At 73.4% G+C, this 17,735-nt stretch carries 14 protein-coding genes and 1 tRNA gene; 8 read left to right on the top strand and 7 right to left on the bottom strand.

Annotated features, from left to right (window positions below; translation table 11 throughout):
- Positions 1-62: 62 nt before the first annotated feature.
- From KMS84_RS32445 to KMS84_RS32460, 4 genes are all read right to left on the bottom strand, one after another.
- Positions 63-908: an S-methyl-5'-thioadenosine phosphorylase gene (locus KMS84_RS32445; protein WP_256920075.1), complete on the bottom strand. Its 846-nt coding sequence runs from the start codon at positions 906-908 to the stop codon at positions 63-65.
- A gap of 134 nt (positions 909-1,042) precedes the next feature.
- The gene (locus KMS84_RS32450) at positions 1,043-1,372 is read right to left on the bottom strand and encodes an FmdB family zinc ribbon protein (RefSeq protein WP_256920076.1); all 330 of its coding nucleotides are present in this window, start codon (positions 1,370-1,372) and stop codon (positions 1,043-1,045) included.
- 67 nt (positions 1,373-1,439) lie between these two features.
- Positions 1,440-2,732 carry an MFS transporter gene (locus tag KMS84_RS32455; RefSeq protein ID WP_256920078.1) on the bottom strand — a complete coding sequence of 431 codons (1,293 nt, stop codon included), beginning with the start codon at positions 2,730-2,732 and terminating at the stop codon, positions 1,440-1,442.
- Between the two features lie 279 nt (positions 2,733-3,011).
- Entirely contained in the window at positions 3,012-4,511 is a 1,500-nt protein-coding gene (locus KMS84_RS32460; RefSeq protein ID WP_256920087.1) for a potassium/proton antiporter, read from the bottom strand.
- 280 nt (positions 4,512-4,791) lie between these two features.
- Here KMS84_RS32460 and KMS84_RS32465 point away from each other — a divergent pair, with 280 nt between their 5' ends.
- The gene (locus KMS84_RS32465) at positions 4,792-7,629 is read left to right on the top strand and encodes a penicillin acylase family protein (protein WP_256920079.1); all 2,838 of its coding nucleotides are present in this window, start codon (positions 4,792-4,794) and stop codon (positions 7,627-7,629) included.
- An 80-nt stretch (positions 7,630-7,709) separates the two neighbouring features.
- On the opposite strand, the gene KMS84_RS32470 is transcribed toward KMS84_RS32465, so the two are convergent.
- On the bottom strand, positions 7,710-8,336 hold the full coding sequence (locus KMS84_RS32470) for a 5-formyltetrahydrofolate cyclo-ligase (protein ID WP_256920080.1): 627 nt from the start codon (positions 8,334-8,336) through the stop codon (positions 7,710-7,712).
- A 115-nt stretch (positions 8,337-8,451) separates the two neighbouring features.
- On the opposite strand from KMS84_RS32470, the gene galU reads away from it, so the two are divergent.
- The 7 genes from galU (at position 8,452) to KMS84_RS32505 (ending at position 14,252) form a co-directional block, all read left to right on the top strand.
- Entirely contained in the window at positions 8,452-9,354 is a 903-nt protein-coding gene (gene galU, locus KMS84_RS32475; protein ID WP_256920081.1) for a UTP--glucose-1-phosphate uridylyltransferase GalU, read from the top strand.
- A gap of 5 nt (positions 9,355-9,359) precedes the next feature.
- Positions 9,360-10,685, top strand: a complete 1,326-nt coding sequence (gene glp, locus KMS84_RS32480) for a molybdotransferase-like divisome protein Glp (RefSeq protein ID WP_256920082.1) — start codon at positions 9,360-9,362, stop codon at positions 10,683-10,685.
- A gap of 84 nt (positions 10,686-10,769) precedes the next feature.
- Entirely contained in the window at positions 10,770-11,282 is a 513-nt protein-coding gene (gene moaC / locus KMS84_RS32485; protein ID WP_256920083.1) for a cyclic pyranopterin monophosphate synthase MoaC, read from the top strand.
- Positions 11,267-11,788, top strand: coding sequence for a MogA/MoaB family molybdenum cofactor biosynthesis protein (locus KMS84_RS32490; protein ID WP_256920084.1), 522 nt, complete (start codon positions 11,267-11,269; stop codon positions 11,786-11,788). The genes moaC and KMS84_RS32490 overlap by 16 nt, the downstream gene beginning before the upstream one ends.
- Positions 11,785-12,462, top strand: coding sequence for a GNAT family N-acetyltransferase (locus KMS84_RS32495; protein WP_256920088.1), 678 nt, complete (start codon positions 11,785-11,787; stop codon positions 12,460-12,462). Before KMS84_RS32490 ends, KMS84_RS32495 begins: the two co-directional genes overlap by 4 nt.
- Positions 12,463-12,660: 198 nt before the next feature.
- A complete protein-coding gene (gene sepX, locus KMS84_RS32500) occupies positions 12,661-14,094 on the top strand; it encodes a divisome protein SepX/GlpR (protein ID WP_256920085.1) in 1,434 nt (477 codons plus the stop codon).
- A gap of 84 nt (positions 14,095-14,178) precedes the next feature.
- Positions 14,179-14,252: transfer RNA gene (locus tag KMS84_RS32505), tRNA-Ala, on the top strand.
- 201 nt (positions 14,253-14,453) lie between these two features.
- Here KMS84_RS32505 and KMS84_RS32510 read toward each other — a convergent pair.
- Entirely contained in the window at positions 14,454-16,886 is a 2,433-nt protein-coding gene (locus KMS84_RS32510) for an FtsX-like permease family protein (RefSeq protein WP_256920086.1), read from the bottom strand.
- Positions 16,880-17,620 carry an ABC transporter ATP-binding protein gene (locus KMS84_RS32515; RefSeq protein WP_256920089.1) on the bottom strand — a complete coding sequence of 247 codons (741 nt, stop codon included), beginning with the start codon at positions 17,618-17,620 and terminating at the stop codon, positions 16,880-16,882. The genes KMS84_RS32510 and KMS84_RS32515 overlap by 7 nt, the downstream gene beginning before the upstream one ends.
- Positions 17,621-17,735: the final 115 nt, after the last annotated feature.

A 17,735-nucleotide genomic window follows, 5' to 3' on the forward strand; every position in this document is an offset into this window, starting at 1 on the left:
TTCCCACCCCAGCCCCCGCCCCCCCCGGAGGGAGCCGCGCGGTGGCGTCGACGCCTGTGCCCCTAAGGCAGTTCGAAGCCGGGGTTCAGGCCGCCCAGCGCGTTCGTGCACGGGCAGTCGCGTTCGGCGTTGGAGGGGAGTGCGGCGAGCGTGTCGAAGAGGACCTCCCGGAGGCGGTCCACGTTGGCCGCGAAGACCTGCATGACTTCCTGGTGCGAGACGCCCTCACCGCTCTCGGCGCCCGCGTCCAGATCGGTGACGAGGTTCAAGGACGTGTAGCAGAGCTCCAGTTCGCGGGCGAGGGCCGTCTCCGGATGCCCTGTCATGCCCACCGTCGACCAGCCCTGCGCCCGGTGCCACAGCGATTCGGCGCGGGTCGAGAACCTCGGTCCCTCGATCACGACGAGCGTCCCGCCGTCCACCGGCTCCCACTGGCGGCCGCGCGCCGCCTTCAGCGCCGCCGCGCGTCCGGCGGGACAGTAGGGGTCGGCCAGCGACACGTGCACCACCTGGGGCACCGTGCCGTCGGGGAGGGGCAGGCCGTCGAAGTAGGTGCCGGTGCGCGACTTCGTGCGGTCGACGAGCTGGTCGGGCACGAGCAGGGTGCCGGGCCCGTACTCCGGGCGCAGGCCGCCCACCGCGCAGGGGGCGAGGACCTGGCGTACGCCGACGGAGCGCAACGCCCACAGGTTGGCCCGGTAGTTGATCCGGTGGGGCGGCAGGTGGTGGCCGCGTCCGTGCCGGGGGAGGAAGGCGACCCGCCGGCCGGCGGTCTCGCCGACGAAGAGGGAGTCGCTGGGCGGTCCGTAGGGGGTGTCGACCTGGATCTCGGTCACGTCGTCGAGGAACGAGTAGAGACCGGAGCCGCCGATCACGCCGATCTCTGCGTTCGCTGCCTTGTTCGCCATGTCCGGCACCCTAGGTCAGCTCCGGGCCGTCGAGGAATGCCCGGGGTCCGCCGTCGCGGGCGCTCGGGGCGCGGCCGCCGGGAACGGCGAGGACCCCGTCGTCGGACGACGACAGGGTCCCGTGCGCGAAGTTCTCAGGCGGCGGAGCTGCTGCCGGCCGAGGTGCCGGTGCTCGACGACTTGGAGCCCGACGAGGAGTCCGAGGAAGAGGACGACGACGTCGTCGCACTCGGCTTGGAGTCGGTGGTCGACGACTTCGACGACGCCGGCGAGCTGCTCGACGAGGAGCCGCGGCTGTCGTTGCGGTAGAAGCCGGAGCCCTTGAAGACGATGCCGACCGCGGAGAACACCTTCTTGAGGCGGCCACCGCAGTTCGGGCACTCGGTCAGAGCGTCGTCGGTGAACTTCTGCACCGCCTCGAGGCCCTCGCCGCACTCGGTGCACTGGTACTGGTAGGTCGGCACTGTCTTCCTCCTGGCACTCTCACTCAGTGAGTGCTAACGACGGTCTATCTTGACGCATTCCCCGGAATCAGTCCACTGTCACCGGCTCGCGGTGACCGACGCCACGTGCGACCGTGCGCGCGCGGGGGCGCGTCGCCAGCCGGGAACGCAGCGTCAGCAGGACCGCGAGGGCCAGCACGGTGCCGCCCATCGGCACCAGGAAGCCGGCGCCGTCGCGGACGTTGTCCTCCAGCTGCCCGGCGACGGTGACGGCGGCCGCCTGGCCGAGCGCCACGGCGCCCGTCAGCCAGGTGAACGCCTCGGTGCGGGCCCCGGCCGGGACCAGGCCCTCGACCAGCGTGTAGCCGGTGATCAGCGCGGGCGCGATGCACATGCCGACCAGCAGGCCGAGGCCCGCCAGGACGAGCACGGAGTGGGCGGCCCACAGGCCGGAGGCGACGAGCGCGAGGGCCGCGTAGGCGACGACCAGGCGCTGCTGGGGGGCGGCCTTCCAGGCGATCGCGCCGCAGACCAGGCCGGAGAGCATGTTGCCCGCGGCGAAGGTGCCGTACAGGACGCCGTTCAGGCCGGGCTCGCCGATCGACTCGGAGAACGCGGCCAGGGAGACCTGCATGCCGCCGAAGACGGAGCCGATGCCCAGGAAGGTCGCGATCAGCACGCGCACACCGGGGACGCGCAGGGCCGAGGTGTGCTCCATGCGCGTGTGCCCCGCGGCGGCGACCCGGGGCTGGGTGCTCTTCTGCGCGGCGAACAGCAGGCCGCCGAGCAGGGTCAGCGAGGCCTCGGTGACCAGACCGGCGGCCGGGTGCACGGCGGTGCACAGGGCGGTCGCCAGGAGCGGTCCGACGACGAAGGTGAGCTCGTCGGTGACGGACTCGAAGGCCGCCGCGGTGGTCATCAGCGGCGAGCCCTTCAGCTTCACGCCCCAGCGGGCCCGCACCATGGGCCCGACCTGCGGCACCGAGGCGCCCGTCGGCACGGCGGCCACGAACAGCGCCCACAGGGGCGCGTGCGCGAGGGCGAGAGCCGTCAGGGCGATCCCCGACACGGTGTGCACGAGCACACCGGGGATCAGCACCGCGCGCTGTCCGTAGCGGTCGGCGAGCCGCCCGCTGTAGGGAGCGCACAGCGCCATGGAGACGCCGGTGACGGCCGCGGCGGCGCCGGCGGCCCCGTACGAGCCGGTGGTGTGCTGCACGAGCAGCACGATGGAGATGGTGAGCATCGCGAACGGCTGGCGGGCGGCGAAGCCGGGCAGCAGGAACGTCCAGGCGCCGCGGGTGCGCAGCAGGTGCCCGTATCCCGGGCGGGAGGAGGCCGACGAGTCCTTCGACGGCTCGGTGGTGACCGTGGATGCCACGGCCCGTGCCTTTCTGCCGCCTGGTAGCGCGCCCGTGCGGGGGGCGCCGAGAGCTGTCCTCTTGCGCGTGCTGCGGTAGATGCCGGAGTCCGCTGCAGGAGGTGTCCCGGCCGCCATACGGTCGCGCCAGCTCTGCGTCAGGCAGAGTTGGTTCGATCAAAGTGCGCCTTCATCCTACAGGGATCAAGGCCACGGAGGCCTGTGAAAAGGAGCACCGGTCTCGCGGCCGCCTGTGAATGAAGGGGGCGTGAACGGCGCGACACCGCGCACGCGGCGCACTCAGTGCGTCGCGCCGCCCGTGCCCAGCCAGCCGGCGAGCTTGCCGCCGTGCCCGACGGCCCGCAGGCGCTTCTCCGCGGCGTCGCGCACCGGGTCGGTGGCCACGACGAGGAGTTCGTCGCCGCGCCGCAGGACGGTCGAGGGCATGGGGACGAACGAGGTCCCGTCCCGCACGACGAGGGTGACGGCGGCCCCGGCCGGCAGCCGCAGTTCGTTGACCTCGACGCCGTGCATCTTCGACCCCTGCGGGATCGCGACGGACAGCAGGTGGCCGCGCAGCCGCTCCAGGGGCGCGGACTCGACGCCGAGGTCGGCGGCCTCGGGGTCCCCGCCGAGGCGGAGCTTGCGTGCCAGCCAGGGCAGCGTCGGCCCCTGGACCAGGGTGTAGACGACGACCAGGACGAAGACGATGTTGAAGATCCGGCGACTGCCGTCGACGCCGTTCACCATGGGGATCGTCGCCAGGATGATGGGCACGGCGCCGCGCAGGCCGGCCCAGGACATCAGGGTCTGCTCCTGCCAGGGCACCCGGAAGGGCGTCAGGCACAGGAAGACGCTGACCGGGCGGGCCACCATGGTGAGCACCAGGCCGATGACGAGCGCGGGCAGCACGTCGTCGCCCAGCTCGTGCGGGGTGACCAGCAGGCCGAGCAGGACGAACATGCCGATCTGGGCGATCCAGCCGAGCCCGTCGGCGAACCCGCGCGTGGCGGGCCAGTGCGGCAGCTTCGCGTTGCCCATGACCATGGAGGCGAGGTAGACGCCGAGGAAGCCGCTGCCGTGCGCCAGGGAGCCCGCCGCGTAGGCGGTGACGGCGATCGCCATGACGGCGATCGGGTAGAGGCCGGAGGCGGGCAGGGCGACGTGCCGAAGGCCCCAGGAGCCCAGCCAGCCGACCGCGAGGCCTATGGCGGCGCCGATGGCGAGTTCCAGCGCTATCTCGCCCACCAGCACGTACCAGTGCTCGACGGGGCCCGCCTGGGAGAAGGCGACGACCAGGATGACCACCGGGGCGTCGTTGAAGCCGGACTCGGCCTCCAGGGTGCCTGTCACGCGGGACGGCAGGGGGATCTTGCGCAGGACGGAGAAGACCGCCGCCGCGTCCGTCGAGGACACCACCGCACCGATGATCAGCGCCTGCCGCCACTCCAGCCCCGTCACGACGTGCGCGGCCGTGGCGGTGACGCCGACGCTGACCGCGACCCCGGCCAGTGCCAGCGCCGTGGCGGACGGCAGGGCCGGTTCGATCTCCTTCCACTTCGTGCCCAGACCGCCCTCGGCGAGGATCACGACCAGGGCCGCGTAGCCGATGACCTGGGTCAGTTCGGCGTTGTCGAAGTGGACGTCGCCGATGCCGTCCTGGCCCATGGCGATGCCGATGCCCAGGTAGACGAGCAGGCTGGGGAGCCCGCTGCGCGAGGAGATCCGGACCGCTGCGACGGCGACGAGCAGGACGAGCGAGCAGACGAGCAGGAGCTGGTTGAGGTGCTGGACAGTCAGCGGCGGTTCCCTTCACCGGCGCGCGCGCCTTGCGCGCGGGCGCACATGTGCATCGGATACATCGGACACGAGCGCTCTGCGCCCCGCACCCAACTACTTCGTTACCTTACCTAACTCTTGACGATTTCTTGACACTCCGCGGCTGTGAGATCGAACAGTCTTCCGCGCGCGTACCCGACTCCGCGTCAAGTGGCGCGAGGCCCTGCGCCTATGGTTGCTCCAGCGCTCATTCAAAAGGACAGCCCGCCCTGCCGCTCGCGTTAGGACAGCAAGGACAGCGATGCCCCCCAACACCACCGCCACATCGGGTGACAAGCCCGTCAAGTCCGGCAGGAAGAAGGGGCGCAAAGCCCGTTTGATCGTGCTTGTGCTGGTGCTGGCCATCATCGGTGGCGTGGCCTACGGGGCCTTCTGGTCCATCAGCACCGTCCGCGCGTCCTTCCCGCAGACCAAGGGTTCGATCACCCTGGAGGGCCTGTCCGGGCCCGTCGACGTGAAGCGGGACGGCTACGGCATCCCGCAGATCTACGCCGATTCCGACGAGGACCTCTTCATGGCGCAGGGCTTCGTCCAGGCGCAGGACCGGTTCTACGAGATGGACGTCCGCCGGCACATGACGTCCGGGCGGCTGTCGGAGATGTTCGGCAAGAGCCAGGTCGACAACGACGAGTTCCTGCGCACCCTGGGCTGGGACCGCGTCGCCAAGAAGGAGTACGACGACGTCCTGTCGGCCGACACCAAGAAGTACCTGCGGGCCTACGCCAAGGGGGTCAACGCCTACCTCAAGGGGAAGGACGGCGCGGACATCTCCCTGGAGTACGCGGCCCTGGGCTTCACCAACGACTACAAGCCGACCGAGTGGACCCCGGTCGACTCGGTGTCGTGGCTGAAGGCGATGGCCTGGGACCTGCGCGGCAACATGCAGGACGAGATCGACCGGGCCCTGATGACCAGCCGGCTGGGCCCGCAGCAGATCGCCGACCTGTACCCGCAGTACCCGTACGACCGCAACAAGCCGATCGTCCAGGACGGCCGCTACGACGAGCAGACCAGGACCTTCGAGGAGAAGGACGGGCAGGGCTCGGGCACCGGCACCGGCACCGGCACGGGCTCCGGCGACTCGTCGGGCACCGGCACCGGCAGCGGCACGGGCACCGGCACGGGCGTCGGCTCCGGCGACGGCTCCTCGCAGGGCTCGGGCTCGGGGTCGGGCGCGCAGAGCCAGCTCGCGGGCCTCTACAACGTCCTCGACGACCTGCCCACGGCCGTCGGAGTGAACGGCAACGGCATCGGCTCCAATTCCTGGGTCGTCGCCGGCAAGCACACGATCACCGGAAAGCCCCTCCTGGCCAACGACCCGCACCTGTCGGCCTCGCTGCCGTCCGTCTGGTACCAGATGGGCCTGCACTGCCGCAGCGTCTCCAGCAAGTGCGCCTACGACGTCTCCGGCTACACCTTCGCGGGCATGCCCGGCGTGATCATCGGCCACAACGCGGACATCGCCTGGGGCATGACGAACTCCGGCGCCGACGTCACCGACCTGTACCTGGAGAAGCTCTCCGGCGCCGACGGCTACCAGCTCGACAACGAGGTCAAGCCCTTCCTCCGGCGCGACGAGACCATCAAGGTCGCGGGCGGCGCCGCCAAGAACATCGTCGTCCGCCAGACCCAGGACGGGATGCCGCTGCTGTCCGACCGGGACGACGAACTCGTCAAGGTCGGCAAGAAGGCCGCCGTCGACACCGCGGCGCCCGACCGGGGCGACGGGTACGCCGTCGCCCTGAAGTGGACGGCGCTCGATCCCGGCACCTCCATGGACGCCGTCTTCCTCATGGACAAGGCCAAGGACTGGGACGGCTTCCGCAAGGCGGCCGAGAAGTTCGACGTGCCCTCCCAGAACCTCGTCTACGCCGACGCCGAGCACATCGGCTACCAGCTGCCCGGCAAGATCCCCACCCGCGCGAAGGGCATGGACGGCTCGGTCCCGACGCCCGGCTGGAAGTCCAAGTACCGGTGGACCGGGGACATCGCCTTCAAGGAACTGCCCCACGAGTTCGACCCCCCGCGCGGGTACATCGTCACCGCCAACCAGGCCGTGGTCGACAAGAAGAACTACCCGTACACCCTCACCACGGACTGGGGCTACGGCGCGCGCAGCCAGCGGATCACCGCCCTGATCATGAAGAAGATCGAGGGCAACGGCAAGATCTCCACCGACGACATGCGGCAGATGCAGCTGGACAACAGGAGCGAGATCGCCACGCTGCTCGTCCCCAAGCTGACGAGGATCGAACTCAAGGACGCGGACGTCCGCCAGGCGCAGGAGCTGCTGCAGAACTGGAACTACACCCAGGACGCCGACTCGGCGGCGGCCGCCTACTTCAACGCGGTCTGGCGCAACATCCTGAAGCTGGCCTTCGGCAACAAGCTGCCCAAGGAGCTGCGCGTCGAGGGCCAGTGCCTGTGGGTCGACCCGGTCGACTCCACCGGCCCGGTCGACGACACCCGCAAGGTCCGCGAGTGCGGTCAGCGCGACGCCGACCAGGCGCAGCCGGACGGCGGCGACCGCTGGTTCGAGGTCGTGCGCACCCTCCTCGACAAGAAGGACAGCGACTGGTGGACGACGCCCGCGTCGGGCACCCGGCGCCCCGGCGCCGACCACGACCGGGACAAGCTGCTCGAGCGGGCTCTGATCGACGCCCGCTGGGAGCTGACCGCCAAGCTCGGCAAGGACATCGACACCTGGAGCTGGGGGCGGCTGCACCGCCTGTTCCTGAAGAACCAGACCCTCGGCACCAGCGGCCCCGGCTTCCTTCAGTACATCCTCAACCGCGGCCCGTGGAAGCTCGGCGGCGGCGAGGCGACGGTCGACGCGACCGGCTGGAACGCGGCCGGCGGCTACGGGGTGGTGTGGGTGCCGTCGATGCGGATGGTGGTCAACCTGGCCGACCTGGACAAGTCGAAGTGGATCAACCTCACCGGCGCCTCGGGCCACGCCTTCAGCGCCCACTACACCGACCAGACGGGCAAGTGGGCCGACGGCGAGCTGCTCGACTGGTCCTTCTCGAAGAAGGCGGTCGACGCCGGCACCAGCGACACCCTGGTGCTCAAGCCCTGAGCGGGTCGACGGTGAAGGGGCCCTCCACGCGCGCGTGGAGGGCCCCTTCGTGTCGGGCGTCCCGACACCCGTGGCGCGGCTCAGGGCCGGGGCGGGGCGAAGCGGTGAACCGCCGACGGGGTCACCACGGCCTGCACCGGCCGGTCGTGCGCCTCGTCCGGGACGTGCTCGACGACCTCCGCGTCGTACAGGAGCACCACCAGGAAGGGGTCCGCGCCGCGGGCCGCCAGCCGGGCCAGCACACGGTCGTACGACCCGCCGCCGCGGCCGAGGCGCATCCCGCGCGCGTCGACCGCGAGGCCGGGCAGGAGCACGACGTCGGCGTCGGCGACGGCGTCCGGCCCGAGGCGCTCGCCGGCCGGCTCCAAGAGGGCCGTCTTCCCGCCGTGTTGGACGCGGGCGAGGGATCCCTCGCCCGCGTAGGCGCCCCAGTCGAGGTCGTTGTCGGGCAGCAGGGCGGGGAGCAGCACGCGCACACCCTCGGCGCGCAGCGCGTCCAGCAGCGCCGGCGTGCCCGGTTCGGCGCCCACGGAGACGTACGCCGCCACCGTGCGCGCGTGGGCCAGCTCGGGCAGTTCGAGGGCGCGCTCGGCCAGCGCGGCGGCGGCCGAGCGCAGGTCGTCCGTCGTGAGCTCCTTCCTCGCACTGAGGAAACCGCGCCGCATCACGCGTTTGTCAGGTTGTGGTCCGCCTTCGAGATGACTCATCCGCCGCTCCCGCACCAGTCGTACATTGCTCTCACACAGCTTCAGTAAGTTCATATGATCATGAATTGGCCAGATCCACAGATTCGACTCAAAGCCAGCGGATAAGGTGACCGGCATGACTCAGTCGCACCCCAGGATCAGCAAGGCTGTCATCCCCGCGGCCGGCCTCGGCACCCGGTTCCTGCCGGCGACCAAGGCCACTCCCAAGGAGATGCTGCCGGTCGTGGACAAGCCCGCTATCCAGTACGTGGTCGAGGAGGCCGTCTCCGCCGGTCTCGACGACGTCCTCATGGTCACCGGCCGCAACAAGCGGCCCCTGGAGGACCACTTCGACCGCAACTACGAGCTCGAGTCGGCCTTGCAGAAGAAGGGCGACGCCGCCCGCCTGGCCAAGGTGCAGCAGTCCAGCGACCTCGCCACCATGCACTACGTGCGCCAGGGCGACCCCAGGGGCCTCGGCCACGCCGTGCTGTGCGCGGCCCCGCACGTCGGGCAGGAGCCCTTCGCCGTCCTCCTCGGCGACGACCTGATCGACCCCCGCGACCCGCTGCTCCAGCGCATGATCGAGGTCCAGGAGCAGCACGGCGGCAGCGTCGTCGCGCTCATGGAGGTCGCCCCCGAGCAGATCCACCTCTACGGCTGCGCGGCCGTGGACGACACGGTGGACAGCGACGTCGTCAAGGTGACCGGCCTCGTGGAGAAGCCCGAGCCGGCGGACGCCCCGTCGAACTACGCGATCATCGGCCGCTACGTGCTCGACCCGAGCGTGTTCGGCGTGCTGCGCGAGACCGAGCCCGGCCGCGGCGGCGAGATCCAGCTCACCGACGCCCTCCAGCAGCTCGCGCAGGACGAGAAGCTCGGCGGCCCCGTGCACGGCGTCGTCTTCAAGGGCCGCCGCTATGACACCGGCGACCGGGGCGACTATCTGCGTGCCATTGTCAGACTCGCGTGCGAACGTGAGGATCTGGGTCCGGACTTCCGGTCCTGGCTTCGCAGTTACGTCACCGAGGAGATGTAGCCACCTTGAGCACCGCCGCGCCCCGTCCCGCCGCCGAGGACCGCCTCTGGTCGGTGGACGAGCACCTGGAGGACATCCTCGCCACCGTCCGCCCGCTGGAGCCCATCGAGCTGCAACTGCCCGACGCCCAGGGCTGCGTGCTGGTCGAGGACGTCATGGTGCCGGTCTCGCTGCCGCCCTTCGACAACAGCTCCATGGACGGCTACGCGGTACGGGTCGCGGACGTCGCGGGCGCGAGCGAGGAGTTCCCGGCCGCTCTGGAGGTCGTCGGCGACGTCGCGGCGGGCCAGGCCGCCGACCTGCTGCACGTCGGACCGGGCCAGGCCGCCCGCATCATGACGGGCGCCCCGCTGCCGCCGGGCGCGGAGGCCGTCGTCCCCGTGGAGTGGACCGACGGAGGGCTCGGCGAGGGCCCGGTCAGCGCGATGCGCGCCCGCAGCCTCGCCCCCGAACAGGCAGCCGGGCACGTGCGCGTGCACCGGCCCGCCGAAGCACGCGCGCACGTGCGCGCCAAGGGCAGTGACGTGCGGGCCGGGGACCGCGCCCTCGAGGCCGGGACCGTCCTCGGGCCGCCCCAGATCGCCCTGCTCGCCGCGATCGGCCGGGCCTTCGTCCGGGTGCGTCCGCGCCCGCGCGTGGTGGTGATGTCCACCGGCAGCGAGCTCGTCCAGCCCGGCGAGGAGCTGGGCAGCGGCCAGATCTACGACTCCAACAGCTTCGCCCTCACCGCCGCCGCCCGGGACGCGGGCGCCATCGCCTACCGCGTGGGCGCGGTCGCCGACGACGCGGACACCCTGCGCTCCACCATCGAGGACCAGCTCGTGCGGGCCGACCTCGTCGTCACCACCGGCGGGGTCAGCGTCGGCGCGTACGACGTCGTCAAGGAGGCGCTGGAGCACGTCGGCGACGCGGACGAGGAGGGCGCCGGCGTCGAGTTCCGCAAGCTCGCCATGCAGCCCGGCAAGCCCCAGGGCTTCGGCTCCATCGGGCCCGACCACACACCTCTGCTGGCGCTCCCCGGCAACCCGGTGTCGTCGTACGTCTCCTTCGAGCTCTTCGTCCGCCCCGCCATCCGCACCCTCATGGGGCTCGGGGACGTCCACCGGCCCACCGTGCGCGCGAGGCTGACCGCCGACAAGGCGCTGACCTCGCCGAAGGGCCGCAGACAGTTCCTGCGCGCCGCGCACGCCGAGGGCTCCGTCCGCCCGGTCGGCGGCGCCGGCTCCCACCTGGTCGCCGCCCTCGCGCACGCCGACGCGCTGATCGTGGTCCCCGAGGACGTGGAGTCCGTCGAGCCCGGCGCCGAGGTCGAGGTCGTCCTGCTCGGCTGAGCGCCCCTGGTTGGGGGTACCGTGTCGCGCACAACAGGCCCGTGCGCCGCACCGCGCCGGGCCCGGACCGGGAGCGCCACCAGCATGACTGTGCCTTCCCGGGGGGAGACCCCCGGACCCCCAGAGCAGGACCGACTGACGCACCTCGACGACGCGGGCGCGGCGCGCATGGTCGACGTGTCCGGCAAGGACGTCACCGCACGCACCGCGCGGGCCAGCGGGCGGGTCCTCGTCTCGCCCCGCGTGATCGAGCTGCTGCGCGGCGAGGGGGTGCCCAAGGGGGACGCGCTGGCCACCGCGCGGATCGCCGGCATCATGGGCGCCAAGCGCACCCCGGACCTCATCCCGCTGTGTCACCCCCTGGCCGTCTCCGGTGTGAAACTGGACCTGTCGGTCGCGGACGACGCCGTGGAGATCACCGCCACGGTGAAGACGACGGACCGCACGGGCGTCGAGATGGAGGCCCTCACCGCGGTGTCCGTCGCCGCGCTCACCGTGATCGACATGGTCAAGGCCGTCGACAAGGGAGCGGTGATCACGGACGTGCGCGTGGAGGAGAAGACGGGCGGCAAGTCGGGCGAGTGGAGCCGGGCGTGAGCGCGGCGCCGTACCGGGCCCTCGTGGTGACCGCCTCCAACCGGGCCGCCGCCGGGGTCTACGAGGACCGGGGCGGTCCGCTGATCGCCGAGGGCCTGCGCGGCTTCGGCTTCGCCGTCGACGGCCCGCGGGTCGTCCCCGACGGGGACCCGGTGGAGGCCGCGCTGCGAGCCGCCGTCCGGGCCGGGTACGACGTCGTCGTCACCACCGGCGGCACCGGGATCTCGCCCACCGACCGCACCCCCGAGGCGACCCGCGCGGTGATCGACCGCGAGATCCCCGGCATCGCGGAGGCCGTCCGGGCCCACGGCCGCGAGAAGGTGCCCACCTCGGCCCTCTCGCGGGGGCTGGCCGGAGTGGCGGGCGCCACCCTGATCGTCAACCTGCCCGGTTCCGCCGGCGGGGTGAAGGACGGTCTCGCCGTCCTCGAACCGCTGCTGGCCCACGCCGTCGACCAGATCCGCGGCGGCGACCACCCGGGCCCCAGCCACGGGGGTGCGAGCTGAACAGCCCATCCTGGCCCGTCGAGCTGCGGGACGGCGACATCGTCCTGCGGCCGATAAAGCTGCGCGACCAGCGGGCCTGGCGCGAGGTCAACCGGCGCAACCGGGACTGGCTGCGCCCCTGGGAGGCGACCATCCCGCCGCCCGCGCCCAGCGGGCCGATCGCGCACCGGCCGACGTACCGCCAGATGGTCCGGCACCTGCGGACCGAGGCGAACGCGGGGCGGATGCTGCCGTTCGTCATCGAGTACCAGGGGCGTCTGGTCGGGCAGTTGACCGTCGCCGGGATCACCTGGGGGTCGATGTGCTCGGGGCACGTCGGCTACTGGGTGGACGAGTCGGTCGCCGGCCGCGGGGTCATGCCGACGTCCGTGGCGATGGTCGTGGACCACTGTTTCCGCACCGTCGGACTGCACCGCATCGAGGTCTGCATTCGTCCGGAGAACGGCCCCAGCCGCCGGGTCGTGGAGAAACTCGGATTCCGCGAGGAAGGACTGCGCCCGCGCTATCTCCACATCGACGGCGCCTGGCGCGACCATCTGGTGTTCGCCCTCACGGCGGAGGAGGTCCCGGAAGGCCTGCTGAGCCGCTGGCGGCGCACTCGCTCCCGGCATTCCCCGACGCCCCAGAACGCGCCGGGGAATGCCGGGGGGAATCACCGCGAACCCAGGAATTGAATAAAGGTTCGATAGAATAAGTGTTCGACAGTGAGCCCGTGATGATCGAGTGGTGACGCACTCCGGCGCGGAATTCGCACCCCTGGCGGCCTGCTGATCGCATCGGTCACAAAAAAAGTTCGAAATATCAGCCGGATCGTGCGACACACCGGCTCAATTGGCGGATGGCCTCACGTAAACCCCTCTACGGTGTGAGACGTGAGCAGCAGCGGCCTCATCTACGCAGTCATCGTCGGGGCCTGGGCCGCCTACTTGGTGCCCATGTGGCTCCGTAGGCAGGACGAGCTGAACGAGGCTCGTCCCACGGAACGCTTCAGCACCGCCATCCGGCTGCTGTCCGGACGGGCGGGGATGGAGCGCCGGTACGCCAAGGACCTGCGGGCGCGCTCCGCCGAGGAGGCGTCCGACGCCGACGATCCGGACGCCGTCACCGGCACGGTGGACGTCCGGGCCTTCGCCATGCCCCCGACCCGCCCCCTGGTGAAGGCTCAGGTGCACGAGCGGGGCCACGAGCGGGGCCACGAGCGGTCGCAGGAACGCGGAACGGGACGCCCGGAAGGGGCGCGCGACGCGGGGCGTGAACCGGCGCGCGAGCCGGCGGACGGCTCCGGGCGCGAACAGGGCGTCAGGCCGACCCGGGACCACGCCTCCGCCCCCGCGGCCGCGGCCCCGGCGCCGTCGTCCGCCCACGGCGCCGCGGCCGCGCAGGCCGCTCCCGCTTCGCCCGCCCCCTCCACGTCGCACGCCCCCGCGCAGGCGGGTCGCCGCGCGCCGGTCGCCCGTCAGGCGCCCGCGGCACGGCCGTCCGCACGGCAGACGTCGTCCGCCCAGGCGTCCGCCGCCCGCGCCCAGCGCTCGAAGGCCCTCGCCCGCCGCCGGCGCACCACGGTGATGCTCTTCCTGGCCTTCACGCTCGGCGCGATCGTCGCGGCCGTCGGCGGCCTCGCCTTCCTCTGGGCGCCCGGCGTGCCCGCCGTCCTGCTCAGCGCGTACATCGCGTATCTGCGCGCCCAGGAGCACCGCCGTTTCGCCTACCAGATGGACCGCAGGCGCGCCGAGGTCGCCGCGCAGCGGCTGCGCGAGCGCCAGCCGCGCCGGCGGGCCCCGGCACCGGCGAGCGCGCCGGCCCCCGCCACCGGCTCCGACGCCGGCGCAGAGGAGCCGCACGAGGTCGCCGAGCCGGAGACCGACCCGGGCCTGCTGGCGCTGGCCGCGGACCGCAGGGCGCTCGTCGAGCAGACCGACCACGCGGAGTGGGTCGACCAGCAGCGCGAGCGGCAGCGCCGCCCCGGGCACGGCGACAGCTGGGACCCGGTCCCGGTCCCGCTGCCCACCTACGTGACCGCGCCGGTCGCCCCGCGCGCCACGTCCGACGTGGACCTCACGGGCCCCGACGCCTGGAGCTCGGCCCGGTCGAGCTCCGTCGCGCCGGAGCAGGAGACGGCCGACGCCGGGGACTCCCCGGCCGGGGAGCCGGAAGCGGCCGACCACGCCGAGGACCGGCCCGGGGAGGACGGCGAGCGCAGCGACGCACGACGCGCGGCCTCGGCCCGGCGCTCCCGCGAACGCGGCCGCACCCCGCTCTTCGACCAGTACGAGGACGGCGAGCGCCCCCGCGCGGCCAACGAATGACGGCCCCCGCGCGCCCCCCGCCCGGCCTCGGGGAACGGATTTCCAAGCAGGCCGATGAGGGTGCTAGAGTTTCACTCGTTGCAAGGGCCTGTGGCGCAGTCCGGTAGCGCACCTCGTTCGCATCGAGGGGGTCTGGGGTTCAAATCCCCACAGGTCCACTGCAGCTCAAAGCCCCGGTCGGGATTCCCGACCGGGGCTTTGGCCATGTCCGCCCCATGTCCGGGGGCTTCGGACGTCCCGCCGGCCGCCGAACGAGGCGGGTACGCGCCGGGTTCGGCCCGTTCGCGGGGGAACGCGCCGTCGCCGCGCGCGTGTTCGCGCGCCCGGGACGCGGGGCGCGGGTGCGGGCCCCCGGCTGCTCACCGGCCCTTCGTGAGGCGCAGGGCCGTCGCCGTCGTGGTGAGGGACGCGGTCAGGGCGAGCAGGGCGCAGGCTCCCGTGGCGCAGGCGATCGCGGTCCAGGGCACGACGAGCGACGCCGGCGCCGAGAGCAGCCCCAGGGCGGCGCTCATGCCGGCCAGGTTCACCGCCGTCACCAGCAGCCCCAGCACGGCGCCCGCCGCGACGACGCCCAGCGTCTCCGCGGCGGCCAGCCCCAGGACCTGCGCGGACGTCGCGCCCGTCAGCCGCAGGGCGCGCAGGGCCGGCCTGCGCTCGGCCGCCGCCATGACCAGGGTGTTGGCGACCGAGATGCCGCTGTGGACGAGGGCGATGCCGAGGACGAGCAGCAGACCGAGGAGCGTCGTCCGGGCGGGCCGCGGGTGACCGGCCCGCGCCCACTGCGCCGAGTCCATGACCCGCACCCCGTCGACCGCCCGCAGCCGCGCCGCGACCGCCGCCCGGTCGGCGCCCGCCCGCACCCGCACCGCCACCCGGTCCACGCCCGCGCCGCCCGCGTTCGCCGGGGTGACGTAGGCGCCGTTGTCGCCGGTGCCGACGGCCAGCACCGCCACGATCCGCAGGGTCCGCGCCGTGCCGTCCGCGAGCCACACCCGGACCCGCTGCCCCACCCGGTGCCGGGCCCATTCCCGGGTCACGACGATCGAGTCGTCGTCGAGGCCGGCGAGCGAGCCGGACGTGACGGGCAGCCGCGCCGTCCGCGCCAGCAGCCGCGGATCGGCCGCGCGGGCCTCGGACTTCACCAGGGCCACGCCGTCCTCCAGGGTGTGGACGGTCGTGGCCGACGTGGCGGACGCCACCGTGCCCGGCACGCGCCGCAGCCGCTCCACGTCCTCGGCGGGCAGTGTCGTCCCGTCCCGGGGAGTGACCACGAAGTCGGCGGTGGTCTGCCGCCGCGCCTCGCCCGACCGCGCCTCGTCCAGCGTGGCCGTGGCGCCCAGCAGGGAGCCGGCCAGCGCCACCGTGACCAGCACGGGCGCCGCCACCGCGGCGCTGCGGCGGATCCCGGCGACCGCGTGCGCCCGGGCCAACAGGCCGGTCACACCCGGCAGTCGGGGGATCAGCGGCCGTATCAGCGCCGGTGAGAGCAGGGCGACCGCCGTGATCAGCAGCATCGGGCGGACGACGTACGTCTTGCGGTGCAGCAGCTCTCCCGGGTCGGTGGCCAGCGCGTACGCCAGGGTCGCCGCGGCCGTGAGCAGCAGCGCCGCACCGACCGCACGCCGGCCCCGGGTCAGCGCGCGGTCGTCGGCCGCTGCCTCGCGCAGCGCCTGCGCCGGGGCGGTCCGCCCCGCCCGCCACGACGCGGCCAGCGCGCCGCAGAGGGCGACCGACAGGCCGGTCCAGAAAGCGAGTTGGTACGGCCAGAGCCCGGATCCGGGGCCGCCGATCGCGTACCAGCCGGGCGCCAGGCCGCCGTCGACCACGAGGTCGCCGAGGAGCGGCGCGGCGTACGCGCCCAGCGCGCAGCCCGTCGCCGAGGCGAGCACGCCGACGGCCAGGGCCTCCGCCAGGACCGTGCGCCGGACCTGGCCCGGGGTGGCGCCCGCGACCCGCAGCAGCCCGAACTCGCGGCGGCGCCGGTCGACGGCGAAGGCGAAGGTGGACGCCACGACGAAGACGGAGACGAACGCGCTCACCCCGCCGGCCGTGCCGAACAGGGCGTTCAGCGCGGTCAGGGCCTCGGCGTCCCGGCCGGGGTCGGTGTCGGCGAGCCGGCGCGAGCCGCCGGTGAGGACGTCGACGTCGTCGTCCGAGACCGCCGCGCGCACCGCCGCCGCGTCCGCCTCCACCGCCAACTGGAGGACGGCCGGGGCCAGTCGGGCGGCCCGGGCGTCCGTGGTGAAGACGGCGTTCTCGAAGCCGAGGCCGCGCACCGTGCCCACGACCCGCAACACCCCGTCCGCGGTGGGCAGTCGGGCGCCCACCGTCGTCCAGTCGCCCGAGACGACGATCTCGTCGGCCGCCCCCGGCGCACGGCCGGCGGTCAGCCGGTACGGGGCGAAGCGGGCCGTGGACCAGGGATGGCCGACCAGGTTCCCCGGTGCGGCGGGCGCGCCGTCGGCCCGGGTCGGGCGGACCGGGAAGGACCGGTCCTCGGTCACCGGGCCGAGGGCGCGCAGTGCGGCGACGGTCTGGGCGGGCACCGGGCGCGGCCGCGCCAGCCGTGCTGTCCGCTCGCCCGCCGCCGTCGCGACCCGCAGGACGTCCTGCCCCCGCACGACCACCGGCGCGGCCGCGAACCGCTCCGGGGCGCGCGCGGGCGCGTCCAGCGACGCGGCCAGCGCCTGGCCCATGACGGCGACCAGCGCCACGCCCAGCGCGAGGGCCACGAAACTGCCCGTGAAGGCGGCCCAGCGGGTGCGCAGGGTGTGCCATGCGACGCTCAGCACGCGACGTCCTCTTCCCGGGTCTCGAGGCCGGCCATCCGGGCCGCGACGGCCTCGGCGGTCGCCGCGGGGCCGGAGAGCTCCCCGTGGACACGGCCGTCGACCAGGAAGACGACCCGGTCCGCGCGGGAGGCGGCGAGCGGATCGTGGGTGACCATCACGACCGTGCGGCCGTCGTCGTCGACCAGGGAACGCAGCAGGGTCAGCACCTCGCGGGCGGCGGCCGAGTCCAGCGCGCCCGTCGGCTCGTCGGCGAAGAGCACCTCGGGGCGGGTGATCAGGGCGCGGGCGACGGCGACGCGCTGCTGCTGGCCGCCGGAGAGCCGGTCGGGGCGGTGACCGGCGCGGTCGGCGAGCCCGACCTGCCGCAGGGCCTCGCGCACCCGCGACCTCGACGGCCGGCGGCCGGCGAGCCGCAGCGGAAGCGCCACGTTCTGTTCGGCGGTGAGCGCGGGCAGCAGGTTGAACGACTGGAAGACGAAGCCGATCCGCTCCCGGCGCAGCAGCGTCAGCCGCCGCTCGCCCAGCCCGGTCAGCTCGGTCCCGCCGATGCGCACCGAGCCCGAGGTGGGCCGGTCCAGTCCGGCGGCGCACTGCAACAGCGTCGACTTGCCCGAGCCGGACGGACCCATGACGGCCGTGAAGGAGCCGTGGGGGAGGACGAGCCCGACGTCGTCGAGCGCCGTGACCCGGACCCCGCCGGCCTCGTACCGTCGGCACACGCCGGTCAGCCGCACGGCGGCCCCGCCCGGCCCGGCGTCCGCGCCGCGGTCGGCGGAAGGACCCGGAGCGGCGGAAGGACCCGGAGCGGCGGAAGGACCCGGGTCGGCGGGCGGGCGCGGGGCGGTGGTG

The sequence above is a fragment of the Streptomyces hilarionis genome (genome assembly GCF_024539675.1).
GTDB classification, from domain to species: Bacteria; Actinomycetota; Actinomycetes; order Streptomycetales; family Streptomycetaceae; genus Streptomyces; species Streptomyces hilarionis.